This window comes from Gammaproteobacteria bacterium (assembly GCA_016199745.1).
Classification (GTDB): domain Bacteria; phylum Pseudomonadota; class Gammaproteobacteria; order Acidiferrobacterales; family Sulfurifustaceae; genus JACQFZ01.
In genome coordinates, this window is the sequence record JACQFZ010000066.1 from 12,419 (window position 1) to 29,293 (window position 16,875).

At 58.5% G+C, this 16,875-nt stretch carries 21 protein-coding genes; 19 read left to right on the forward strand and 2 right to left on the reverse strand.

Going from position 1 to position 16,875, the window contains the following annotated elements; genetic code table 11:
* The first annotated feature begins 1 nt into the window (after nt 1).
* The 3 genes from HY308_17005 (at nt 2) to HY308_17015 (ending at nt 1,718) form a co-directional block, all read left to right on the forward strand.
* Nucleotides 2-640: an ABC transporter substrate-binding protein gene (locus tag HY308_17005; GenBank protein MBI3899971.1), complete on the forward strand. Its 639-nt coding sequence runs from the start codon at nt 2-4 to the stop codon at nt 638-640.
* Complete coding sequence (locus HY308_17010) at nt 637-960, forward strand: STAS domain-containing protein (GenBank protein MBI3899972.1); 324 nt, start codon at nt 637-639, stop codon at nt 958-960. The genes HY308_17005 and HY308_17010 overlap by 4 nt, the downstream gene beginning before the upstream one ends.
* Before the next feature lie 68 nt (nt 961-1,028).
* Nucleotides 1,029-1,718, forward strand: coding sequence for a response regulator transcription factor (locus HY308_17015; GenBank protein ID MBI3899973.1), 690 nt, complete (start codon nt 1,029-1,031; stop codon nt 1,716-1,718).
* Here HY308_17015 and HY308_17020 read toward each other — a convergent pair.
* Complete coding sequence (locus tag HY308_17020) at nt 1,654-3,525, reverse strand: hybrid sensor histidine kinase/response regulator (GenBank protein MBI3899974.1); 1,872 nt, start codon at nt 3,523-3,525, stop codon at nt 1,654-1,656. The genes HY308_17015 and HY308_17020 overlap by 65 nt on opposite strands.
* Before the next feature lie 355 nt (nt 3,526-3,880).
* Here HY308_17020 and HY308_17025 point away from each other — a divergent pair, with 355 nt between their 5' ends.
* The 3 genes from HY308_17025 to HY308_17035 all read left to right on the forward strand — a co-directional run bounded on the left by HY308_17025 (nt 3,881) and on the right by HY308_17035 (nt 6,371).
* A complete protein-coding gene (locus HY308_17025) occupies nt 3,881-4,360 on the forward strand; it encodes a hypothetical protein (GenBank protein ID MBI3899975.1) in 480 nt (159 codons plus the stop codon).
* A 75-nt stretch (nt 4,361-4,435) separates the two neighbouring features.
* A complete protein-coding gene (locus tag HY308_17030) occupies nt 4,436-4,627 on the forward strand; it encodes an RICIN domain-containing protein (protein ID MBI3899976.1) in 192 nt (63 codons plus the stop codon).
* A gap of 154 nt (nt 4,628-4,781) precedes the next feature.
* Nucleotides 4,782-6,371, forward strand: coding sequence for a hypothetical protein (locus HY308_17035; GenBank protein MBI3899977.1), 1,590 nt, complete (start codon nt 4,782-4,784; stop codon nt 6,369-6,371).
* 74 nt (nt 6,372-6,445) lie between these two features.
* On the opposite strand, the gene HY308_17040 is transcribed toward HY308_17035, so the two are convergent.
* Complete coding sequence (locus HY308_17040) at nt 6,446-6,667, reverse strand: hypothetical protein (protein ID MBI3899978.1); 222 nt, start codon at nt 6,665-6,667, stop codon at nt 6,446-6,448.
* A gap of 184 nt (nt 6,668-6,851) precedes the next feature.
* Here HY308_17040 and HY308_17045 point away from each other — a divergent pair, with 184 nt between their 5' ends.
* The 13 genes from HY308_17045 (at nt 6,852) to hisA (ending at nt 16,662) form a co-directional block, all read left to right on the forward strand.
* Nucleotides 6,852-7,112, forward strand: a complete 261-nt coding sequence (locus HY308_17045; GenBank protein ID MBI3899979.1) for a hypothetical protein — start codon at nt 6,852-6,854, stop codon at nt 7,110-7,112.
* 36 nt (nt 7,113-7,148) lie between these two features.
* Entirely contained in the window at nt 7,149-7,490 is a 342-nt protein-coding gene (locus tag HY308_17050) for a peptidoglycan DD-metalloendopeptidase family protein (GenBank protein ID MBI3899980.1), read from the forward strand.
* Nucleotides 7,491-7,555: 65 nt separating this feature from the next.
* On the forward strand, nt 7,556-8,479 hold the full coding sequence (locus HY308_17055; protein MBI3899981.1) for an ABC transporter ATP-binding protein: 924 nt from the start codon (nt 7,556-7,558) through the stop codon (nt 8,477-8,479).
* Nucleotides 8,476-9,237 carry an ABC transporter permease gene (locus tag HY308_17060; protein ID MBI3899982.1) on the forward strand — a complete coding sequence of 254 codons (762 nt, stop codon included), beginning with the start codon at nt 8,476-8,478 and terminating at the stop codon, nt 9,235-9,237. The genes HY308_17055 and HY308_17060 overlap by 4 nt, the downstream gene beginning before the upstream one ends.
* 73 nt (nt 9,238-9,310) lie before the next feature.
* Complete coding sequence (locus HY308_17065; protein ID MBI3899983.1) at nt 9,311-9,553, forward strand: BolA/IbaG family iron-sulfur metabolism protein; 243 nt, start codon at nt 9,311-9,313, stop codon at nt 9,551-9,553.
* Between the two features lie 55 nt (nt 9,554-9,608).
* Nucleotides 9,609-9,923, forward strand: coding sequence for a Grx4 family monothiol glutaredoxin (grxD, locus tag HY308_17070; GenBank protein MBI3899984.1), 315 nt, complete (start codon nt 9,609-9,611; stop codon nt 9,921-9,923).
* A 114-nt stretch (nt 9,924-10,037) separates the two neighbouring features.
* Nucleotides 10,038-11,363, forward strand: coding sequence for a UDP-N-acetylglucosamine 1-carboxyvinyltransferase (gene murA, locus HY308_17075; GenBank protein MBI3899985.1), 1,326 nt, complete (start codon nt 10,038-10,040; stop codon nt 11,361-11,363).
* 1 nt (nt 11,364) lies between these two features.
* Nucleotides 11,365-12,009, forward strand: a complete 645-nt coding sequence (locus tag HY308_17080) for an ATP phosphoribosyltransferase (GenBank protein ID MBI3899986.1) — start codon at nt 11,365-11,367, stop codon at nt 12,007-12,009.
* 14 nt (nt 12,010-12,023) lie between these two features.
* Nucleotides 12,024-13,322 (forward strand): histidinol dehydrogenase, encoded by a 1,299-nt coding sequence (hisD, locus tag HY308_17085; GenBank protein ID MBI3899987.1) that lies wholly within the window; start codon nt 12,024-12,026, stop codon nt 13,320-13,322.
* Nucleotides 13,323-13,367: 45 nt separating this feature from the next.
* Nucleotides 13,368-14,453 carry a histidinol-phosphate transaminase gene (locus tag HY308_17090; protein MBI3899988.1) on the forward strand — a complete coding sequence of 362 codons (1,086 nt, stop codon included), beginning with the start codon at nt 13,368-13,370 and terminating at the stop codon, nt 14,451-14,453.
* 33 nt (nt 14,454-14,486) lie between these two features.
* On the forward strand, nt 14,487-15,080 hold the full coding sequence (gene hisB, locus HY308_17095; protein ID MBI3899989.1) for an imidazoleglycerol-phosphate dehydratase HisB: 594 nt from the start codon (nt 14,487-14,489) through the stop codon (nt 15,078-15,080).
* A 71-nt stretch (nt 15,081-15,151) separates the two neighbouring features.
* The gene (gene hisH / locus HY308_17100; protein MBI3899990.1) at nt 15,152-15,865 is read left to right on the forward strand and encodes an imidazole glycerol phosphate synthase subunit HisH; all 714 of its coding nucleotides are present in this window, start codon (nt 15,152-15,154) and stop codon (nt 15,863-15,865) included.
* 59 nt (nt 15,866-15,924) lie between these two features.
* Nucleotides 15,925-16,662 carry a 1-(5-phosphoribosyl)-5-[(5-phosphoribosylamino)methylideneamino]imidazole-4-carboxamide isomerase gene (gene hisA, locus HY308_17105; GenBank protein MBI3899991.1) on the forward strand — a complete coding sequence of 246 codons (738 nt, stop codon included), beginning with the start codon at nt 15,925-15,927 and terminating at the stop codon, nt 16,660-16,662.
* The last annotated feature ends 213 nt before the right edge of the window (nt 16,663-16,875 follow it).

Genomic DNA, 16,875 nt, shown 5'->3' on the forward strand with positions numbered 1-16,875 from the left:
TATGCAGCGTATTTTTGCCAGCTTTGCAGCGTTGTTGTTGATGGTCGGTATCGCCGTGGCAGATGTCGTGCCGCCCGATCAATTGGTAAAGACCACGACCGATCGCATTCTCGAGCTGATCAAGGCGAACCGCGACGAGTATGCCAAAGACCATAAAAAGCTCTACGCCATGGTCGATAGCGAGGTTTTGCCGAATTTCGATTTCAAAGCGATGGCGCGACAGGTGCTCGGCCGCAATTGGAAAGATGCTAACGAAGAACAGCGCGAACGCTTCGTGAAGGAGTTCCGCGATTTGCTGGTGCGTACTTACGCGACCGCGCTGCTCAAATACACCGATCAAGAGATCCGTTATTTGCCGTTCCACGCTGCGCCCGAGGAGAAGCAGGGGTTGGTGCGGACCGAGGTAGTGCAGAAAGGCGGTCCGAGTATCGCCATGAATTTGAGCTTCTTCCGGACCGATCAGGGTTGGAAGGTGTACGACGTGTCGATCGAAGGCGTAAGTCTGATCAATAATTACCGTGGCACATATGCCGAACGCGTCCGCACGCAAGGGCTAGACACATTAATTGCCAGTATCGCCGACATGAATCGCCGCGGCCAAGTTGACGTCAAGGCCGGGCAAGCGAAGGCGAGTCCGTGAGCGTCGGTAATGAACAGGCCCGCACCAATGTGCGGGCCGACGGTGTGATCGCCGTTGCCGGCGAGCTCACATTCAATACCGTTCCCGATGTTTTCCAGCAAAGCGGCGGCTGGTTCGCCAAAGCGAACGGCCCGGTTACGATCGACCTAAGCGAGCTTCGTCGCACCGACAGCGCTGGCCTGGCGTTAATGCTCGAGTGGCTAAATTGTGCCCGTGCCGCCGGTCGTGAACTGAAGCTCGTTCATGTGCCCGAACAAATGCGCTCGCTCATCCGCCTCAGCGGATTGAATCAGGCGCTGGGTGTCAATTCTCATACGTGACATTGGTGGTGTCCCGGTCGACGCCTAGTGTCGGCCCGGTGTTTTCGACAGGGAGGCGAAAGCCAACAATGAAAAATAACGAGACTTTCGATCAGTTGGGTGCGCCGGGCTTGGCGCTTGTTATCGAAGATCACCCGCTTTACCGAGACGCGCTTCGAATTCTGCTGAGCACGATGCTCGGCGAAACCAACGTAATCGCGGTTAGCACGGTCGAAGAGGGCTTGCGCCGCGCGGTGCCCGTTACCGATGTGCGTTTGGTGATGCTCGACGTCGGCCTTCCCGGCGTCAGCGGAACCGAAGCGGTGACGGTGGTGCGTCGGGCTTGTACGGGTGCGGCGCTCATCGTTATCTCCGCTTCCGAGGATCGGCGCGATGTCGCCGCCGCGTTCCGCGCGGGCGCGCAGCTTTTCGTCTCGAAGACGATCGCCACCGAAATATTGGCCGACCTGGTGCGTAGTGCGCTGGCGGGTCATTTGCCCGAACAGCCGGCGTGGATTTCGCCCTTCGGCGAAGCGACCTTCCTGCAAGAGGCGCTACCGACACTGACGCCGCGGCAACGGCAGATTTTGGGCTTATTGAATAACGGTTGCTCGAATAAAGAAATCGGTTCGCGCCTCGGCTTGGCAGAGGTGACGGTGAAAATGCACGTGTCTTCTATTTTTCGTTCGCTCGGCGTAGCTAGTCGGACGCAGGCTATTCTTGCGGCACATCGTTTGGGACTGCATGAAGCGACGGGCGATGCAGGTGGCCTGCGATAAGCGCGATCAACGCTATATTGAGCGCGTCTTCCTTGATCGGCTTATGCAGCATCGGCAAGCCGCTGGCATGAATCTCGTCGATGCACTCGACGGCGGTATCGCCGGTAATGAGTAACGCTGGGATAGTGCGGTTGAATTCCGCGCGCAAGCCAGCGACGGCGTCGATGCCGTTTTCCTCACCGCGCAATCGGTAGTCGCAAATAATCGCATCGGGCAGTTGCCCGCCGGCGCGCAGCTTTGCGATCGCCTCGTTTGGAGAAGTGGCGGTCACAATCGCGTAACCCCAACGTTCGAGCCGTGCACGCATGGCGTCGAGGATCTGGGCATCGTCGTCGATTATCGTGATTAACGAATCGGTGCGATCGTGCTCGACGTTCGGCAGATGCGGCATCGCCGCTGCGGCTTGGGCGTGGCCGAGCGACAAATCGAAGGCGAACATTGAGCCGTGCGCTGGCCGTGAGATGACAGTAATGGGTGCCGATAACAGTTGTGCTAACCGATCGACGATCGCCAACCCCAAACCTAAGCCTTTACCGCGCTCGCGCTCGCCGTTGTCCAGTTGATAGAACTCGGCGAATATGGCCTGGCGCTTGTCGGCCGGGATCCCTGGGCCGGTATCGAAGACCGCCAACCGCAGTGTGGCTTGACCGCGCCGGCCGCCGACCAGAATCCGACCGCGTTCGGTATAGCGCACGGCGTTACAGACCAAATTACGCAGCATGCGTTCGACCATTGCCGGATCGCTAACAGCCCAGGCGGAGCATGGCGCCACGCGCAGTTCCAGTCCTTTGGCCTGTGCCTCGGGCTCGAACTGTACGCGAATGCGCTCGAGGATCGGTGCCACCGGAAAATTGTTTATCTCCGGTTGCAAGGCGGCCGCGTCCAGCCGCGACATGTCGAGCAAATCGCGGAACATCTCGTCCATGCTGTGCGCACATTGACGCGTTTTTGCCAGCAATGTGCGCGCTTGGTTCGGTAGGTCAAAACTGGTGAGTGTGCCGAGGTAGAGCGTCAGCGCATGCATTGGCTGCCGCAAATCATGACTAGCGGCGGCGAGAAAACGCGACTTCGCCAAGTTGGCTGCCTCGGCGGCTTGTTTTTGGATAACCAGCTGTTTGTTGGCGACCGCCCGTTCGGTGAGATCGGTAAAGGTGTCGCGCAGGTAAACCAATTCTTCGCTCGGCGTCGATCCGAGATCTACCACCGGCGCCTTGGTCGCGCTTGCGAGATCGAACGAGCCGATTTGCTCGGTGAAGCGCCGCAGCGGCCGCGCCAGTAATCGGTTAGCGAAGAAAACAATGATCAACCACAACCCGATGGTTTTAATGACCGAACTGATGATGATGAGCAAGACGCCGAATTTGACGCGCTCGATGACGATGTCATGACTCGAATACAGCGAGACAAATCCAATTCGTTGGCGTATGCCGCGGTCATCGGTATGAAATAAATCGATGTGCTTAGAGATACCTTGCGGATCGAACCGGTTGCCACCTTGCGACATCGTCACGCGTAGGTGGTCGGCGCTATCGCCGATATCGACCGCGGTAATCGCGCCGCCGTTTACCATGCCAGCGGCGATGGAAGAGACCATATACTGCTGGTAGTTCCAAACGGCGTTGGTCAGCCCCGGTTCGAATGCGCGCAGGGTAGAATCGAGCTCATCACGCACGGCCGAATAGGTATCGCGGTATTCCACGCTAACTTGTAGCAGCGTCAGCACCACAGCGAATACGAGGTACACTGAAAAAACTTTGCGTACCAGCGTTGCCGCCAGCGGCGCGAAGTCTTGTGTGTGAGTTTGCACCGCTGGCAATTACCGAGTGTTTCGGCCAGCGGAATTGTTCAATGGGCGTTGGCGGCGGTGCGTCCTGGTGGGATTGGGCATGGTAATCCTGCCTAGAGACCTTATTGTCGCCGCAAAGACTACCTGAACAAGGGTAGATCGGCACCGCCATGCGGCGGCGTGTAACGTTGCCTTGTCGGCGGATGTCGCTTAGCGTTGCCCCGCAAGTTCGTGTTCATGCTGGAAGATTAAGAGACGGTAACAAAATGAAATAGCTTCAACGTAACCGTCCCCTCCCCCTGAGGGGGAGGGAGTTAACGTGCCAACGTTCATTTTGTTACCGTCTCTAAGAAAAATTGATAGGAGCACAGGAGCCATGAAGCACACACCGCTTAACGCCAATCTTTGGGCCGCCATCGGGCTGCTCGTTCTTAGTACTTCGGTAACGTTAGTCGGAGCGCCGCCGGCACAGGCCGCATCTTCTACTCATCATAACCAGGGAACATGTACCTCGAAGTCGGGACAATATCGGCACGATCCCAATACCGGTTGGAGCTGGACCACGCTTTGGTGGTGCAGCAACCACGCCAATGCACCCCTGTATATGGATGCCGACTACCGTATCAAGACGGCAACGATGGACACAACACGAAGTTGGTTTGTTTGTTATCGACGTGGTGCCAAGCACAAAGGCGGTAACGACGTGTGGTATTACAGCTTGGGCGATCGTTCCGAACCGCCGTACGAGCGCCGCGAGGCGTGGGGCTTTATGGCGGCCGCCGATGTGTCGGCCAAGACCCATCCGTGGCCGGGTGTGCCTGAATGTCCGGCATCCGGCTCGGTGCCGCCGCAATAACTGTATTAGTGCGATGGCGCTGAATGTTGCGCCATTTTTTTAGGATGGCTGTCGTGTGACTAAAGGATCGTTACCGTGATTCATGCTCACGGTGGCGACAACCAGAAATGGTATCGCGACGACTTTTATCGAATCAGAAATCTTCGTGGCAATTTGTGTCTCGATACAACCGCTACCTCGCTGACGGGTGTCGTCAATGGCACCGGTATGCAGCTAGCGGAATGCGGCGAGGCGTTGGACCAGTCGTGGACCATGCGGTGTCCGTAAACGCAGCGATTTGTCGCGCTCGTCAGCGGCTATCGCACGTTCGTATAGATAGCAGCGGGGCCAATAGACGTTGAGCATGATAACCTCGGGCTGTTTAGCGAGAGGATTGGTAGGCGAGCGCTCTCGCATAACCTGATCCTCCGGAGAAGTGGTGATGGAACGAAATAGGTCGACACCCCGAGTTACGGCGATAGTGCGTGCTTGTCATAGTGCGCTTGTCGTTCGCACAAAGATTTGCCGACGTTGGTATCTGCGCGCGCTGGTCGCGTTGATCGCGGCTATCGGTGTCGTTGGATCGTTGCCGGTATCGGCCGAAGAAATACTGCCGGTACCGGACGGCGAACTCCTGAAGGCCGCGGACGTTGTCGGTTCTGTCGGCTATCTCATGGAGGTTTACGGTATTCCACAGGCCGAGGCGATGCGGCGGCTTGAACTGCAGCGTATCGCCCCGCAAATGCACGACTGGTTCGCGCGCATGTTGGTCGACGAGTATGCCGGCATGTGGATCGACCAGGCGAACGGCGGTGTGCTGAAAATTTTGTCGACGCGACCGGAACGTGTCGCCGCGTTGTTGCAGGGTTTGCCGGATCATGACTCGATGCAGGCGGTCAAGGCGCGCTGGTCGTTCAAGCAGTTACAAGAGACCGAGCAGCGGCTCGAGAAAAAAATTAACACGAACAAGAATCCGAAGATCCGCGTCGTCGAGTTAGCGATCGACGTTCCGAATAACATTGTCGGCGTGTTTCAGCGTGCCGGCGCCGAAGACGCCGGCCGCGGCATCGCCGGCAAAGAGCTGGCAGCGGCGCACGACAAGGTATTAAAACCGGACACTAAAATCGCCGCGGCAGTGGCGGCTGAAGGCGGCCGGGCAGCGGTCAAACAGCTAGTCGCCGGCGGGCATAGAGATTCGCCGGTTGCCGCCGGTTGTGACCCGCGCACCTGCGCACCGCCGATGCGCGGTGGCATGCGGCTCAATGTGTTCCGCAATCAAGCGGCGCCGGTCGGCGAAAATTTGAACGCTTGGTGGGGTCAGTGCACCAACGGCTTCAACATGTACGATACCAGTCGTGGCTGGAACTACATCATGACGGCCGGTCATTGCATGACCGGCTCGTATAAAGTCGGCCAGACCTACACGTATTCGGCGAGCTTCCATCCGGTCGCCTACGAGGTATACAACTTCGAGAACGGTCCCACCGGGGATTCCAGCACCTATCCCTACGATTACTCGATTCAGCCGTATCTGGATTACAACTATTGGTCCGGTTCGTACGCGAAGAATCAAGTCGATTCTTGGTGCTGGGGATCGTCATCGACTTGGCAAGGTTGTGTCGACGGGACGTTTTCGATTCGTGGGTACTACACGTATGCGCAGATCGGCTTGGGTTGGGTCGTCTGCGGTACCGGTGCCGGCGACAACTCGAGCGATTCTGGTTATGCCTCCGGCTATAGCTCGCATCCGGGCACGTACTGCGGCGAAGTGAAGAGCAAAAACGGCGGTATCGTCACTAATATCTGTACCCGCAAGGGCGACAGCGGTGGGCCGCTGTTCAGCGAGATCGATGGCCAGGCGTACGGCATCTTATCCGGTGGCACCGAGGCTTCCGGTCCGTGCCCGACCAACCCGGCAGGGACCGAACGCAGCTGGTATTCGCCGATCGACAAAATCCTCAGCCATGTTCGCAGTCAGACGCTCTACTACGAGGGTCGAGATTATGGATTTCGGCTTCGTACTTCGCCTTGATCGCTTCGGTAGCCGCGCCTCCCATCGCTGTACGTACATGCTTTCGTATAGATAGAAACCCGGCGCCAACGACCTCACACTGCTCGCGCCGCTGCTAATTCTGCGCATGACATCGGCGGTTCGCCGACGTCATGTCGAGCACTGAGGAGATCGAGGTTGATGAGGGTTTTGAAAAAGCCGATAACGTGGTCGATTATCTCGATTGGGCTGGCGCTGCTGGTATCGGTTTGGATCATACGGTGCGGTACGGAAGAGACCGATACCAGTGCGACCGACACAACACTGGTGCAAGACATAGAAACGTCATCGCCAATAGCCGAGTATCGCGAATCAGACGAACAGGCAAAAGCGAGGAATATAGTGGCGATCGCCTAACGGCAATTTGCAGCGGCCCGGTTAGACGACATACGACGTCAGCAGAACATCATGAAAATAAAAATAATCCCGCGGGGCAAAAGATATCGGTTGGAGAGCAATATTATGCGACGTCTACTTTGTCTCGTTGTGCTCCTAGCAACGCCGCTAACGCTCTATGCCACCAGCGGTTCTCCCAGTGCCTCGTACTATCCGGTGCTTGGTCCGCATCAGCATGGTTGGGGCGTGTCGGGTCCGTTTACTTGCAACAACGAAGGGTCCGACAGCGATTTCCGTGCCGGCAGCCACTTGGGAAACGACATCATGGCCGCCAAAGGTACGCCGGTCATAGCAACGACGGCCGGTGTCGTACAAGGAAGCGGTTAGACGGGGACGGCTTGTGACGGTGCTAACAAGGTCACGATACGCGCGAGCAACGGTTGGTATTATTTCTATACGCATCTCAACGGCATCGCCGCCGGTATTGCCCCGGGTGCAAACGTAATTGCCGGACAGCTTATCGGCACAGTCGGCAATACCGGCTACTCGGCAAGCAAGTGTTCCTATCCTGGCCAATACGCGTGCTGCAACACCAACGATGGCCGGGTAGATCACCTCCATTATTCCATCTACCCGGATGGTAATTACCAAGCTGGCATTGATCCTTATCCATATCTCTCGCCGTTGGAACACGATGTTTGCAACATGCCGGAAACGAGCGCACCTGTGCCGATAACGCCCGTCATTGAATATTTACTGGATTGAGCACAACAATTGTCGGCAGAGCGGACTAGTTGCTAAAGCCATGGCTCGCGTAGTACAAAGCCACGATGTCTCCGGCAATTTCAATTTCTGCACTGCATAAGCATTACTCGAAGGTCCACGCTCTCAAAGGCATTGATCTCGCGGTCGAACGTGGCGAGTTTTTCGGTCTGCTCGGTCCGAACGGCGCCGGCAAATCCACACTCATTAGCATTATTGCCGGCCTGACGCGTTTTAACGCCGGTTCGGTGCAGGTGCTCGGCCACGATGTAGTTGCCGACTACCGCCGTACCCGCCGCCATCTCGGCGTCGTCCCGCAGGAAGTCGTATTCGATCCGTTCTTCACGGTACGCGAAGTATTGCAAATCCAGGCCGGTTATTTCGGTTTGGGTCGCGATGCCGACGACTGGATCGATGAGTTGCTGGCGGCGTTGATGCTGACCGACAAAGCCGACGCCAACATGCGCGCGCTGTCGGGCGGCATGAAGCGGCGCGTCATGATCGCGCAAGCGTTGGTGCACAAACCGGAAGTCGTTGTGCTTGATGAGCCGACCGCCGGTGTCGACGTCGAGCTGCGCAAAACGTTGTGGAAATTCGTGCGCCAGCTGCACGCGCAAGGCCGCACGATCATTTTGACGACGCATTACCTGGAAGAGGCCGAGGCGTTGTGCGACCGTATCGCCATTCTCAACCGCGGCGAAGTCGTGGCGCTCGATACCAAGGATCGACTGCTGGCGCGTGGTATCGGCCGCACGTTGCGGTTGTCGCTGACCACCGAGCAGCCGCTCAGTGAAGCGCCAACGGCGCTTGCTTCCAAGCTGCGGCGCCTCGACGGCAAACATATCGAGCTCGAGCTGACGAAAGACGGCGACTCGATCATCGCCGTGCTCGACGCGTTGCGGAGTCAAGGTGTAGTAATTACCGACATCGCCATCGAGGAAGCTGATCTCGAAGACGTGTTTGTCGAGCTTACCCGCGGCGGCTCGCAATGAAGTGGCGCGGCGTTTACACGTTGTTCTACAAAGAAGTGTTGCGCTTTATCAAAGTGCTGACGCAGACACTGGCGGCGCCGATCGTGACGGCGTTGCTGTACCTGATGGTGTTCGGCCAGGCAATGTCGGGCCGGTTCGATGTGTTTCCGGGGATCACTTACACCGCGTTTCTGGTGCCGGGACTGGTCATGATGTCGACGATTCAAAACGCCTTCGCCAACAGCTCGTCGAGCCTGATTCAATCGAAAGTGACGGGCAATATCGTCTTCATGCTGTTGGCGCCGTTGTCGCATGTCGAATTCTTCACGGCGTTCGTCGCCGCGGCGGTAGTGCGCGGGCTGATGGTCGGTCTTGGGGTATGGTTGGTCGCTTTGCTGTTCGTGCCGGTGTCGGTGTCGCATCCGTTAATAGTGTTGGCGTTCGCCGTCCTCGGCGCGGCGGTTTCGGGTACGCTCGGCATGATCGCCGGTATCTGGGCGATCAAGTTCGATCAGCTGGCCGGCTTCCAGAATTTCATCATCCTGCCGCTGTCGTTTTTGAGCGGGGTGTTCTACTCGATCCATGGCTTGCCTGAGTTTTGGCGGGTGTTGTCGCACTTAAACCCGTTCTTCTACATGATCGACGGCTTTCGCTACGGTTTTTTCGGGGTTCACGACGTAAATCCAGCGCTTAGCCTGGCGGTCGTTGGCGGCTTCCTGGCGGCGCTGAGCGGCATTAGCTTGCTGATGCTCAAGACCGGCTACCGGCTGCGCGACTAGAAATATCCCGAAACAGCCCCATTTATAGTCCCCGGCCTTGCATCCCCGCGTCTGGCCCGATAATTTAGTTCTTATGGTGCTACCAACTGATATTAAAGAGTGGATCGAGCGCGGCATGCCCGGCGCCCGGGTCGAAGTCGACGGTGACGGCCATCATTTCGAGGCCTTGATCGTCGCCAAAGAATTCGCCGGCAAAAGCATGTTGCAACAGCATCGCATGGTGTACGCCGTCCTGGGCGACAAGATGCGCGCCGACATCCATGCATTATCCCTGCGGACTCTGACGCCTGAGGAATATCAGACGCAGAGCGAGTAATCCAAACAATTTCTCCCGCCCTACGGGGCCGGATTTTAGGTGATGAGGTGTAGTAATGAGTGTTCAAGACAAAATTCGGCAGCAGCTCGCTTCCGACAAAATCGTTCTTTATATGAAGGGCAACCCGCAGTCGCCGATGTGCGGCTTCTCGGCCAAGGCGGTGCAGCTGCTCAATGCCGCCGGCGCTAAGTTCTCGACCTTCGACGTGCTGGCCGATGCGGAAGTGCGTCAGGGATTGAAGGAATTTTCCAACTGGCCGACGTTTCCGCAGCTGTACGTCGACGGTGAATTGGTCGGCGGCTGCGACATCATGACCGAGCTCTACCAAAAGGGAGAGCTGCAAAAATTGGTCGGCAAGGCACAAGGATAAAACTGCCGACGCTTAGCGCACGCAACAGGGCTGCCGAGATCGGCGGCCCTGTTTTTATTAGGTTCCCGAAAAAAGCTCCTCGACCTTTTTTCTTGGTGACGGTGAAAAACTCGAATGGATAGATTGCTCATCAACGGTGGCATTCCACTGCGCGGCGATGTCCGCATTTCCGGTGCAAAGAACGCCGCACTGCCGATTTTGGTCGCGTCGTTGTTGACCGACGAAACCCTGTGCATCGGCAACATGCCGCACTTACAGGACATCACGACGACCATGGAACTGCTCGGCCGCATGGGCGTTCGTCTGGTGGTAGCGGAAAAAATGATGATCGAAGCGAACGCCAATAAAGTGACGTCGTTGTGCGCGCCGTATGAGCTGGTGAAGACCATGCGCGCATCGATTCTGGTGTTGGGTCCGTTGCTGGCGCGCTTCGGCGAGGCCGAGGTATCGATGCCGGGCGGTTGCGCTATCGGCTCGCGGCCGATCAATCTGCACGTCAAAGGCCTGCAGGCGATGGGTGCCGAGATTTCGCTCGAAGGCGGTTACATCCGCGCCAAGGCCAAGCGTTTGCAGGGCGCACGCGTTTTCATGGACCTCGTGTCTGTCACCGGCACCGAGAACCTAATGATGGCGGCGGCGCTGGCCGACGGTGTGACGGTGATCGAGAACGCCGCGCGCGAGCCCGAGGTCGTCGACTTGGCGAATTGCTTGATCACGATGGGCGCGAAGATCGCCGGCGCCGGTACGCCCGAGATCACCATCGAAGGCGTCAAAAAATTGCACGGCGGCTATCACAGTGTGATCCCTGATCGCATCGAAAGCGGCACGTATCTGGTCGCCGGCGCCATTACCGGCGGCGATGTGCGGTTGCGCGACACGCGGCCGGAATTGCTGGTATCGGTGCTCGATAAGTTGCACGAGACCGGTGCTGAGATCGAAACCGGTCCGGATTGGATCCGGTTGAACATGACCGGCCGCCGGCCGCAGGCGGTCAGCATCAGCACCGCGCCGTATCCGGCGTTCCCGACCGACATGCAAGCGCAGTTCGTGGCGATGAACGCCATCGCCGACGGCTCCAGCACCATCACCGAGACCATCTTCGAAAACCGCTTCATGCACGCGCAAGAGTTGCAGCGCATGGGCGCCGATATCGACATCAAGGGCAACACCGCGGTCGTGCGCGGCGTGCCGCATCTCACCGGCGCGCCGGTGATGGCGACCGATCTGCGCGCTTCGGCGAGTCTTGCGCTCGCCGGCTTGGTGGCGCAGAACGAGACCGTCATCGATCGCATCTATCACATCGATCGCGGTTACGAGCAGATCGAAGAGAAGCTGTCGCAACTCGGAGCGCGCATTCGCCGCGTGCCCGGGCCGAAGACTGCCGCCGTCGATTTACATAAGGCACCGTCGCTGGCAACGCCGAGCAAGCAGGCCGGTTGACATGTCCGCGATCATCAACATCGCTTTGTCCAAAGGCCGTATCCTCGAAGAGAGTCTGCCGCTATTGGCGCAAGCCGGCATCACGCCGCTCGAAGATCCGCTGAAGAGCCGCAAGCTGGTCATCGACACCAGCCGCGACGACGTAAAGATCATCGTCATCCGCGCGCAGGATGTGCCGACGTACGTCCAATTCGGCGCGGCCGATCTGGGTATCGCCGGCAAGGACGTATTGATGGAGTACGACGGCGACGGCTTGTACGAATTGCTCGACCTCAAGATCGGGCGCTGTCGCTTGAGCGTGGCCGAGCCGGCGAATATGGCGACGCGCGACGATCCGAGCACCTGGACGCGTGTGCGTGTCGCCACTAAATATCCGAAAATCACGCAGCGCCATTTCGCCGCCAAAGGCATACAGACCGAGATCATCAAGCTGTACGGCTCGATGGAGTTGGCGCCGTTGGTAGGCTTGTCCGATCGCATCGTCGACCTCGTTAGTACCGGGCAAACACTGAAACAGAACAACCTGGCGGAAGTCGAGCACATCGCCGATATCAGCGCCTGGTTGGTCGCTAACCGTGCCGCTATGAAGATGAAGCGTGGGCCGTTGCAGAGCATCATCGACAAGTTGCAGCAGGCGGTGGGTTAGTGACGGCGCCGCGCATCCCATTGTTGAACACGCGCGACGCCGGCTTCGAGCCGGCATTTGCCAAGCTGCTCGACCGTGGTGCTACTGAAGATCCGAAAATCGCCGCCACCGTCGCCGCTATCCTGGCCGATGTGCGCACGCGCGGCGACGCCGCCGTACTCGATTACACGCAACACTTCGACCGGCATCCGGCGCCATCGATGGCAGCGCTCGAGATCAAGCGCGAGCGCCTCGAGTTGGCGCAGGCGTCGGTGTCGAACGATCGACGCAGCGCGTTAATCGTCGCCGCCGCGCGTATTCGCGAGTATCACGAAAAACAGAAGATCGAATCTTGGAATTATCGCGATGCCGACGGCACCTTGCTCGGCCAACAGGTAACGGCGCTCGATCGCGTCGGCCTGTACGTTCCCGGTGGGCGCGCGGCTTATCCGTCGTCGGTGTTGATGAATGCCATCCCGGCTAAGGTCGCCGGTGTCGGCGAGCTGATCATGACCGTGCCGGCCCCCGCCGGCGAGTTGAACGATATGGTGTTGGCTGCCGCGGCAATCGCCGGCGTCGATCGTGTTTTTACGATCGGCGGCGCGCAAGCGGTTGGTGCGCTGGCGTATGGTACGGCGACGATCCCGCAAGTCGATAAGATCGTCGGACCGGGAAATGCCTACGTCGCCCAAGCCAAGCGCCAAGTGTTCGGTCAAGTCGCGATCGACATGATCGCCGGCCCGTCCGAAGTGGTCGTCGTCGCCGACAGCAGCACCGATCCGGCATGGGTCGCGATGGATTTGTTTTCGCAAGCCGAGCACGACGAAGACGCGCAGGCGATTTTGATCACCTGGGACGCGGTATACGCGGCGCGCGTGATGCAGGCGATCGCGCAATTGTTGCCGGCTATGGCGCGCGTCGAAATCATCAGTAAGGCGCTCGAACGTCGCAGCGCGCTTATCACCGTGGGCGACACTGACGAGGCGGTCGCGCTCATCAATCGTATCGCTCCCGAGCATCTCGAACTCGCGATCGAAAACGCGCTCGATCTCGGGCCGCGCATTCGCCACGCCGGTGCCATCTTCTTCGGTCGCTATACACCCGAAGCTATCGGCGATTACTGCGCCGGTCCGAACCATGTGTTGCCGACATCCGGCACCGCGCGTTTCTCGTCGCCGCTCGGCGTGTACGATTTTCAAAAGCGCACGAGCATCATCATGTGCCCGCCGGAAGCGGCGTCGCGCTTGAGCAAGATCGCGGCGACGCTCGCGCACAGCGAAGGTCTGACGGCGCACGCGCGTTCGGCAGAGTATCGGATCAAAGATAACGATTAAGATCATGCAGGGTGGGCAGCGTTTTTCTGCCCACGTGTCTCAATTATGACCAACCCAATCGACAAACGACTCGCTGCTTTGATCCGCCCGGAGATCCGCGCGCTCAAGGCTTATCACGTCGCCGACGCCCGCGGCCTGATCAAGCTCGACGCGATGGAGAATCCGTATGGCTGGCCGGAGGAGTTGCGCGCCGGTTGGCAAGACGTGTTGCGTGCGGTCGAAGTGAATCGTTACCCTGATCCCGGCGCAGTAGCATTGACCGCACGGTTGCGCGACGCACTGGCGGTGCCGGCGCCGGCGACGCTGTTGCTCGGCAACGGTTCCGATGAGCTTATCCAGATCATTTTGCTCGCGCTCGCGCGTCCCGGTGCGGTGGTATTGGCGCCGACGCCGACGTTCGTGATGTATCAAATGACGGCGACGTTCGTCGGCATGAAATTCATCGGCGTACCGCTGCCACAAAACTTCGCGCTCGATCGCGCGGCGATGTTGGCGGCGATCACGCAGCATCAACCTGCTGTCATTTTTCTTTCTTACCCGAACAATCCGACCGGCAATCTATTCGACGCCGCCGATATCGACGCCATCCTTAACGCCGCGCCCGGGTTGGTTATCGTCGACGAGGCCTATCATGCCTTCGCCGAAGCTAGCTTCATGGATCGACTGGGGAAGTACGACAACTTGCTGGTGATGCGCACGCTGTCGAAGCAAGGTCTCGCCGGCTTGCGGCTCGGCGTGCTCGCTGGCGATCCGAAGTGGATCGCCGAGCTCGATAAGGTGCGCCTGCCGTACAATATCAACGCCCTGACGCAGGCGAGCGCCGAGTTCGCTTTGACGCACCGCGCCGCATTCGATCAACAATGCGCGCAAATCCGCGCCGAACGGGCGTTACTGCAACAGGCGTTGGAACGTTTGCCGGGAGTGGATGTCTGGCCGAGCCGGGCGAATTTTCTGCTGTTTCGCCCACGCACACGGCCCGCGGGCGAGATCCACGCCGGCCTGCGCCAAGCCGGCATACTGATCAAGAATCTCGACCCGTCCGGCGGTGCGCTCGCGGGTTGCCTGCGTGTAACCGTCGGCTCGCCGACGGAGAATAGGGCATTCGTGACCGCGCTCACCGGTTTGTTGTGATACCATTTTTTAGTAAATCCCTTGGAACTACCCGTGTCTGACCGTATCGCCAGCGTCTCCCGCGAGACCAAAGAAACTCAAATCACCGTGTCCGTCAACCTCGACGGCAACGGCACATCGCGTTTCAACACCGGCCTACCGTTTCTCGAGCACATGCTCGATCAAGTGGCGCGACACGGCCTGATCGACCTCACGGTCGAAGCGCGCGGCGATTTGCATATCGACGCGCATCACACCGTCGAAGACATCGGTATCACTCTCGGGCAGGCGTTCAGCAAGGCGGTCGGCGACAAGCGCGGTATCCGTCGTTACGGCCATGCTTACGTGCCGCTCGACGAGGCACTGTCGCGCGTGGTGGTCGATTTCTCCGGCCGGCCTGGGCTCGAGTATCGCGTCGAGTATCCGCGCGCCCGCATCCACGACTTCGATGTCGATCTGTTCCACGAATTCTTCCAGGGTTTCGTCAACCACGCGTTGGTGACGCTGCACATCGATTGCCTGCGCGGCAAGAACGCCCATCACGTCGCCGAGACTATCTTCAAGGCATTCGGTCGCGCGCTGCGTGTGTCGCTCGAACTCGACCCACGCGTCGGTAATACGATTCCTTCAACCAAAGGCAGCCTCTAACCGCCACCGTCATTGTTCCCTCCCTCGCGTAGCGGGGGAGGGTTAGGGTGGGGGTATTAATGACAATTTGTATGACCAACGTCGCCATTATTGACTACGGAATGGGCAATCTACGCTCTGTCGGTAAAGCGGCCGAGTACATGTCTTTTCCTCCTTACGTGCGATGGTTGCTGCGCAAACCACTACCAGAAAAATTAGTTAGCGCAGTTAGGTGTGTGGCTCCGAGAAAAGCGCGCGTGCGGATTGTGAATACTGCTGAAGGTATAAGAAAAGCGGATCGCATCATTTTCCCGGGACAGGGCGCGATTGGCAGTTGTATGCGTGCACTTGATGAAGCCGGTTTGCGCGCCGCCGTGACGGAAGCGTTACGCAGCAAGCCGTTCCTCGGCATTTGCCTCGGTCTGCAGGCGTTGTACGAGTCCAGCGAAGAAGACGGTGGCACGCCGGGCCTGGCGGCACTGCGTGGTTGTGTGCGTCGCTTCGATCCACCGGCCGTCGGCACCAGGTTCAAGGTGCCGCACATGGGTTGGAACCAGGTGCGCCAGGAGCGTCCGCATTCGCTGTGGCGCGGTATCGCCCAGGACACGCGCTTTTATTTCGTGCATAGCTTTTACGCCGAGTCGGCCGATGTCACCGATGTTGCCGGTTCGACCGACTACGGTCACCGGTTTACCTCGGCCGCGACCCGTGAGAACATTTTCGCGGTGCAATTCCATCCGGAAAAAAGTCAGCAGGCCGGCTTACAACTCTTGGCGAATTTTATTGCCTGGGACGGAAGCGCCTGAGGGTTGCCCCGGCGATAGCTGATCAAGAAATCCAACTAAAAGCGACTTCTCTCATGTCTCTGCTTGTTATCCCAGCGATCGATCTTAAGGACGGCAAATGTGTGCGCCTGCGTCAGGGCCGCATGGACGACGAAACGGTGTTTTCCGACGATCCGGTGGCGACCGCGCGTCGTTGGGTCGAGGCCGGTGCACGGCGTTTGCACATCGTCGATTTGAACGGCGCCATCGCCGGTAAGCCGGTGAACGCCGACGCGGTCGCGGCGATCGCGCGTGCGTTTCCTGATTTGCCGATCCAGGTCGGCGGCGGTATCCGCGATGAAGAGACGATCCAGGCTTATCTTGATCTCGGCGTACGTTACGTGATCCTCGGCACGAAGGCGGTGAATGCGCCGCACTTCGTTAGCGACGTCTGTGCCGAATTTCCCGGTCACATCATCGTCGGTCTCGATGCGAAGGATGGCAAGGTGGCGATCGACGGTTGGTCGAAGCTATCCGGCCATGACGTCGTCGATCTTGCTCAGCATTTCCAGAACGACGGCGTGGAAGCAATCATCTACACCGACATTGGCCGCGACGGCATGATGAATGGCGTGAATGTTGATGCGACCGTCAAGTTGGCCAACGCTATTTCCATTCCCGTGATTGCTTCTGGTGGGATTACTAATCTCGACGATATCCGTAAGTTGAGTGCGGTGGTGGATGTTGGGATTGTCGGTGCGATCACCGGTCGTGCGATTTATGAAGGTTCGTTGGATTTTGCGCAGGCGCAGAAGTTGGCGGATGAGTTGGGGGAGTAGTTGAATCGCCCTCTTACGAGGGCGATGCTGGTCGATGTAATAAATATAATCAGCGGGATGCTCCGCCCCGCACCCAGGGTTACTTTCTCTTGCTGGTGCAAGAGAAAGTAACCAAAGAGAAGCACCCCCCGGGGTGGCGCAAAGACATCCTCCGCTTCTCACTTTTGGCGACCAACTATGTCTGGCACAGCCCCTCCCTGGGCTGAGCCAGAC